At 40.4% G+C, this 6,070-nt stretch carries 9 protein-coding genes and 1 pseudogene; 6 read left to right on the top strand and 4 right to left on the bottom strand.

What is annotated here, in order from left to right:
- From AC1DPZ_RS20280 to AC1DPZ_RS20255, 6 genes are all read left to right on the top strand, one after another.
- On the top strand, nucleotides 1-616 hold a 616-nt coding region (locus AC1DPZ_RS20280), incomplete at its 5' end, for a DNA glycosylase AlkZ-like family protein (RefSeq protein ID WP_477406795.1).
- A 105-nt stretch (nucleotides 617-721) separates the two neighbouring features.
- Nucleotides 722-1,276: a carboxymuconolactone decarboxylase family protein gene (locus AC1DPZ_RS20275; protein ID WP_477406793.1), complete on the top strand. Its 555-nt coding sequence runs from the start codon at nucleotides 722-724 to the stop codon at nucleotides 1,274-1,276.
- Between the two features lie 114 nt (nucleotides 1,277-1,390).
- A complete protein-coding gene (locus tag AC1DPZ_RS20270) occupies nucleotides 1,391-1,807 on the top strand; it encodes a nuclear transport factor 2 family protein (protein WP_477406791.1) in 417 nt (138 codons plus the stop codon).
- Between the two features lie 12 nt (nucleotides 1,808-1,819).
- The gene (locus tag AC1DPZ_RS20265; RefSeq protein WP_477406789.1) at nucleotides 1,820-2,437 is read left to right on the top strand and encodes a pyridoxamine 5'-phosphate oxidase family protein; all 618 of its coding nucleotides are present in this window, start codon (nucleotides 1,820-1,822) and stop codon (nucleotides 2,435-2,437) included.
- Nucleotides 2,434-3,321, top strand: coding sequence for a helix-turn-helix domain-containing protein (locus AC1DPZ_RS20260; RefSeq protein WP_477406787.1), 888 nt, complete (start codon nucleotides 2,434-2,436; stop codon nucleotides 3,319-3,321). The genes AC1DPZ_RS20265 and AC1DPZ_RS20260 overlap by 4 nt, the downstream gene beginning before the upstream one ends.
- A gap of 57 nt (nucleotides 3,322-3,378) precedes the next feature.
- Nucleotides 3,379-4,149, top strand: a complete 771-nt coding sequence (locus AC1DPZ_RS20255) for a DNA-formamidopyrimidine glycosylase family protein (RefSeq protein WP_477406785.1) — start codon at nucleotides 3,379-3,381, stop codon at nucleotides 4,147-4,149.
- 97 nt (nucleotides 4,150-4,246) lie between these two features.
- Here AC1DPZ_RS20255 and AC1DPZ_RS20250 read toward each other — a convergent pair whose 3' ends face one another.
- The 4 genes and pseudogenes from AC1DPZ_RS20250 to AC1DPZ_RS20235 all read right to left on the bottom strand — a co-directional run.
- Nucleotides 4,247-4,834 (bottom strand): hypothetical protein, encoded by a 588-nt coding sequence (locus AC1DPZ_RS20250; protein ID WP_477406783.1) that lies wholly within the window; start codon nucleotides 4,832-4,834, stop codon nucleotides 4,247-4,249.
- A 123-nt stretch (nucleotides 4,835-4,957) separates the two neighbouring features.
- Nucleotides 4,958-5,383 (bottom strand): GNAT family N-acetyltransferase, encoded by a 426-nt coding sequence (locus tag AC1DPZ_RS20245; RefSeq protein WP_477406781.1) that lies wholly within the window; start codon nucleotides 5,381-5,383, stop codon nucleotides 4,958-4,960.
- Nucleotides 5,334-5,858 (bottom strand): low affinity iron permease family protein, encoded by a 525-nt coding sequence (locus tag AC1DPZ_RS20240; RefSeq protein WP_477406779.1) that lies wholly within the window; start codon nucleotides 5,856-5,858, stop codon nucleotides 5,334-5,336. Before AC1DPZ_RS20240 ends, AC1DPZ_RS20245 begins: the two co-directional genes overlap by 50 nt.
- Nucleotides 5,859-5,954: 96 nt before the next feature.
- Nucleotides 5,955-6,070 (bottom strand): annotated as a pseudogene (locus AC1DPZ_RS20235) (class II fructose-bisphosphate aldolase); the annotation flags it as partial.

The following is a 6,070-nucleotide window of genomic DNA, read 5'->3' as shown; positions in this document are numbered from 1 at the left end:
GATTGCAACTGATGATTTGCGGTTAACTATACTCCTGATGCATGCAGAACTTGATGCTGTTATTTGCAGTGGTGGCCGGATTGGCAAACAATTTACCTATGCGCTACTTGATGAACGGGCCCCGGTAACTCCAGATTTAGCACATGAAGAAGCATTAACCAGGCTGGCAACCGGCTATTTTAACAGCCGCGGGCCTGCTACGGTGCATGACTTTGCAAATTGGTCGGGGCTTACCATTGCGGATGCGAATATGGGGTTGCAAAATATAAAGGGGCAACTCATTAGCGAAGTTATTGCCGGTAAAACGTATTGGATGCCGGGTAATACTAACATTATTCCTGTAAAACCCAAAGCTTATTTATTACCCGCTTTTGATGAGTTTGCCATTGCCTATAAACATAGAGACGCTTTAGTTAACCCCAGGCACTTAGTGCAGGCCAGGCATGTAATTTTTGATCCGGTAATTGTAGTTGATAACCAGGTTGCAGGCAACTGGAAACGAACCATCAAAACCAAAAGCATTGATATCAGCTTTAACCTGTATGGCAAGCTTAATAAGGCCCAGGCAAAAGYAGTGGAGCTGGCTGCTAAAAGGTATTACAAATTCTTTTTATAAATCACCGGGAAAATTGTCCATGTATTAACGAAATTCATCCATGTTACCGTAAAGCCGGGCTGTGCAAATTTGTATTGTCAATAACGACTAAAAAAAATTACAAAAATGGCACGTTTAAAAGCATTAAGTCCTGAAGAAGCTACAGGCAAAACAAAAGAATTATTTAACGCTATACAAAGTAAATTGGGTGCGGTACCAAACATGATGCGTACCATGGGTAACTCACCTGCCTTGCTGGAAGGTTACCTTAACTTTAGCGGAGCATTGGCACACGGCAAACTTGGGGCAAAAACCGGCGAACTGCTGGCCATGACTGTATCCGAAAAAAACAATTGCGATTACTGTTTATCTGCACATTCTTATATCGGCGAAAAATTGGTGCATATTGATGCAGCTGCTTTGACCAATGCCCGTAACGCAAACAGCCTGGACGCGAAAATAGCCGCTGCCTTAAAATTTGCTACGGTGGTAACCTCAAAGCAAGGCCTGGTTAATGATGCAGATGTGGAAGCCGTAAAAGCTGCGGGCTTTACAGATGGCGAAATAGGCGAAATTGTTGGCCACGTAGCGTTAAATGTTTTGACCAACTATTTCAATAACACCGCCAAAACTGACATTGACTTTCCGGTTGTAAATTCATATAACTCCGTTGAGGCATAATTGAGCAAACAAGAAAAAAGATAGAACGAAAGGACAGAAAAAGACGGTTATATGATATAGCTTTCTATTACTGTCCTTTATCTTTGGTCTTCACTCCTTTTAATTTAAAAAATCATGGAAAACAAACGCTATCCGCTGCCACCTTTTAATATGGAAACAGCCTTGCAAAAAGTACAGGCCGCAGAAGATGCCTGGAACACCCGTGACCCCGAAAAGGTTAGCCTTGCCTACACTATTGATACCGAATGGCGTAACCGTACCGATTTTATAAACGGCCGCGAGGAGGTGAAAAAGTTTTTAAAAGGCAAGTGGGAAAAAGAGCTGGATTATAAGCTTAAAAAAGAACTTTGGGGCTTTCGCGACAATCGCATGGCTGTAAGGTTTGAATATGAATGGCATGACTATAACGGGCAATGGTACCGCAGTTATGGTAACGAACTTTGGGAGTTTGATGAGAATGGGTACATGCAAAAACGTTATGCCAGCATTAACGATATGCCTATAGCCGAAGCCGAGCGCAAATTGTTTTAAAACGATTTTATTATGAATTATCCACAAATTGCCTTTACAGGCGCTGTTAAAGATTTCCAGGAACGCTACGGCAGCCGGGCCGGTTATAACCGCCAGGAGGAATTTAAATATACCGATGGCCTTACCGAAAGCGAAGAAGATTTTATAGCTCACCAGGATAACTTTTATATGGCAACCATAAGCGAAAGTGGTTATCCTTATATCCAGTTTAGGGGCGGGCCTAAGGGTTTTTTGAAAGTACTGGATCATGAAACTTTAGGTTTTATTGATTTTGGTGGTAACAGACAATATATCTCGGCAGGAAATTTAGCTACCCATAACAAGGTGGCTTTGTTTCTCCTTAATCAGGCTGCTAAAGCCCGTTTAAAGATATTTGCCGAAGCAAGTATTTTAAGTATTGAAGGCAATGCCGAATTATATGATAAACTTAACCTGGACGATTATAAATTTAAACCCGAGCGGATTATTCTGCTAAAAGTTAAGGCGTATGACTGGAACTGCCCGCAGCATATTACGCCAAGGTATACATTGGAGGAGATAAAGGATGAGTTTATGGCCCAGCATGAGTATATTAATAAACTACGAACAGAGAACGCCGAACTTAAAGCTCAATTAGCATTACATAAATGACCGATACGCAAAATACATTTATACTTGTTGATCCTGTAAGCGGTAACCTTGCGTTTAAATTATTTTTATTTGAGAATAACAGTTATTTCGATCATTTACAACGAAATAATTATTTTTCGGTTATCTGGATAAAAGAAGGCTCTGGTAAGTTAAAATCAGATTTTTCGGAATATGATTTTGAGGAGAATACGCTCCTGGCATTTACCCCATATCAGCCGTTTATGTTATCTACAAACCAATCAATAAGCGGGGTCGCTATCCAGTTTCACCCCGATTTTTTTTGTATCCATAAACATCACAAAGAGGTATCATGCAGCGGTATTTTGTTTGAGAATATTTATCATCCGCCTTATGTCAGGATCGATTCAGTTAGCGCGGCTACATTTAATATAGTTATTAATCAGATAAGGGCCGAAATGCAAAATAAGGGCTTAGCCCAATTTGAAATCCTTGTTTCGTACCTCAAAATTTTCCTGATTACGGCATCCCGCTTAAAAGCCGAACAGCAGGAGTTGGATCGGCATCCGGATGATGTTAATAAGGAGCCCTTTATATTGCAGAATCTGCAGGAGGCTATCGAAGTACATTATAAAACCAAACATAGCGCAAGTAATTATGCCGACATGCTTAATATTTCGGCAAAAGCGCTGGCCAGGATCACAAAAAACCATTTTAACAAAACAATCAGCAACCTGATAGCCGAACGTATCATCATCGAGGCCAAGCGTGAACTGTACTTAACCAATAAGCCTATAAAAGAGATTGCCTGGGAATTGGGTTACAATGATGAATATTATTTCAGTCGTTTTTTTAAAACCAACGCCGATGTTTCACCCCAGATGTACAGAGATACAGTAGGTTTTGGCAGGGCAAGTGGAGATTAGCCTGTAAACTCAAACATATCCGTTTATATTTGGTTAAAAATTAAAATCATTAATGCCATGCCCGAATTACCAGATCTCCAGGCATTCAGCCATAACCTCAATAAAAAACTTGCCGGCAAAACCGTTAAGGAAGTGGTTATTGTTAATGCTAAAAAACTGAATGTTAGCCATAGAGAACTTAAGGATACGCTTGAAGGCCAAACGCTGGATAAAGTTTACCGCGAAGGAAAAGAACTTTACTTTAAATTCAGCAAAGGAGATATCCTGGCGTTGCACCTGATGCTTCATGGCAAGTTGTTTTTGTTTGAAGGCAGGAACGACAATAAATACCCCATTATCGAACTGCATTTTAATGACGATACCGGCCTGGTGCTTACCGATTTCCAGGGCATAGCCAACCCCACTTTAAATCCCGAAGAGAAGGACGCGCCGGATGCTATGGATATTAATGCTGATTTTTTGAAAACCCGGCTGGCCAAAACAAAAACCAATATTAAAACAGTATTGCTTGATCAAAAGATTATCCGCGGCATTGGTAATGCATATGCCGACGAGATTCTTTGGCATGCCGGGATCTCCCCTTTTTCGGTAAGTAATAAAATACCCGAAGATAAACTAAGTGATTTGACCAGTTCAATCGACTCGGTTTTAAAGGAAGCCGAAAAGTCAATCCTTAAATCAAATCCTGATATCATTAACGGTGAGGTACGGGATTTTATGCTCATCCACAACTCCAGGAAAACCCACAGCCCTAAAGGTGCCGAAATTAAAATAAAGGAAGGCTCGAGGAAGACCTATTATACTGACGAACAGGAATTGTTTGAGTAAGTAAGAAGTAAATTTAGATATGGTTACCCAACGTCATGTGTAACTTGCTTCGGTACCCCTTACGCAAGGTGTGCAGCATGCCGGCACTAATTTGATTTTACTTCAGCTTCTTCACCAGCACATTAAAATCAGCCCCAACTATCGGGACTTTTTTCCATTTAGCGCCGTATGCGTCTTTATGAAATGTTCCACCATTAAACAAGCCACAGGCAAAACTAATCTCGGCCCCAGGTTTTGTAGTTAAAAATTCTACAGAAACTAAAATATCGCCCCTAACATCAATTTTGTATGGAGACAGGTCAACGCTTACCAATTGATGCTTTTCCGTATCGTGTTTTTTAATAAGGCCTCTTATTTCAGTATTAACCAGGTTGGTATCCAACGGGAATTTACCATCCATTTGGTAAACATTCACTTTAAAAGCAACACTGTCGCTTGCGTAGCTATCAGCATGAAAATTGAGCTTAAGCAGTTGTACCGGTTTACGGCCAGCACTCATCCTGATACCTACCTGCGCACCTTTTACAGCAGAATATGAATTGTTTGCCGAGCCTTCACGTGCTTTATTTCCGATAGTTTTGGTTTTATCCTGCGCAAAACCGCCCAAAACCAGGAGGCAAAGTAAACAGGTAAACAGGATATTTAAATTTGATTGTTTTGAGGAATTGTAAAATTGAATTTTCATAGTATATAGCATAATTAATTTAACTTCAAGACGATGCCAGGTTGAAATTGGTTGCAAGGCAAAATCAAAAGTTTGATTTTAATTATTATGCTATATGCGCAGCTATAAATTCAATACAAAATATTATTTCCTTATCATTTTATAATGCCTGATCCCGGCTTCTTCAAATTCGGGTCCGGTAGTCTCAAAACCAAATTTTTTATAAAGTGAAACTGCCTGTACCTGGGCGTGCAGGTAAACATATGCGGCATCAGCAGGCAAATCATCCAGCACAGCCTGTACCAGGGCCTGCCCTACCCCAAATCCCCTGAATTTTTGCAGTACGGCAAAGCGCTCCAGTTTATAACCCTTATCGGTTTTTCTCCAACGGCATGCACCTGCGGCTTCGCCATCAACAGTAGCTAAAAAATGGTTCGATTCATCTTCAAACTCCCACTCCAGTTCGGGAGGGCAATTTTGTTCAACTACAAAAACTTCCCGGCGTACGGAAAATACTTTATCAAGATCGGCTTGCTCCGTTACTTTTTCTATTTCTAAGTTTGTGTGCATTGGTATAATGCGGTTTTGTTTTAAGTATACTTAATTTAGTGATATGATTTTCTTCGGCGGCATCAATTGAATGCGTACAGGTGATGTCATCTTCCTGTTGAGCCAGGCTGGCTAATTGTACATAAAACTTATGCAGATGATCCAGTTCAATCTCGGTAAGGTCTTCAACATCAACCATCCGGTTACTTGCCCCCTGGTGTGAGGCCAGTAGCTCATTCAGCTTTAAATGTATAGCTTTTGAATCTTTATTCTGTGATTTTTGAATCAAAAAAACCATCAGGAAGGTAACTACAGTGGTGCCGGTATTGATGATGAGCTGCCAGGTATCAGAGTATTTAAAAACCGGGCCTGTTATACCCCATACAATTATTACAGTAATGGCAGTTAAAAATGCTGCCGAACTACCCGTAGCTATGGTTGCCCAATTGGCAAACCTTTCAAATAAATTCTTTTTCTTTTTAGCGATCGTTGCCATTATAAACAGGTTTTAAGTTTTGGGGGTCACTTTGTATAAAGCAACAAAGCGCCTGTACAACAAATGTACAGGCGCTTTGTTAATTTTTAATGAATATTATAATTTGCTCGTCGCGTCGATGCAATTAAGATCTTCGAAAGCGGCTGCAAGCCTTTTAACAAAGTTCTCTTCGCCTTTACGCAACCAAACACGTGGATCGTAATATTTTTTGT

The sequence above is a fragment of the Mucilaginibacter sp. P4_G9 genome (assembly GCF_056400985.1).
Note: the sequence above shows the minus strand (reverse complement) of the source record. Positions and strands in the feature narration are given on the sequence as shown.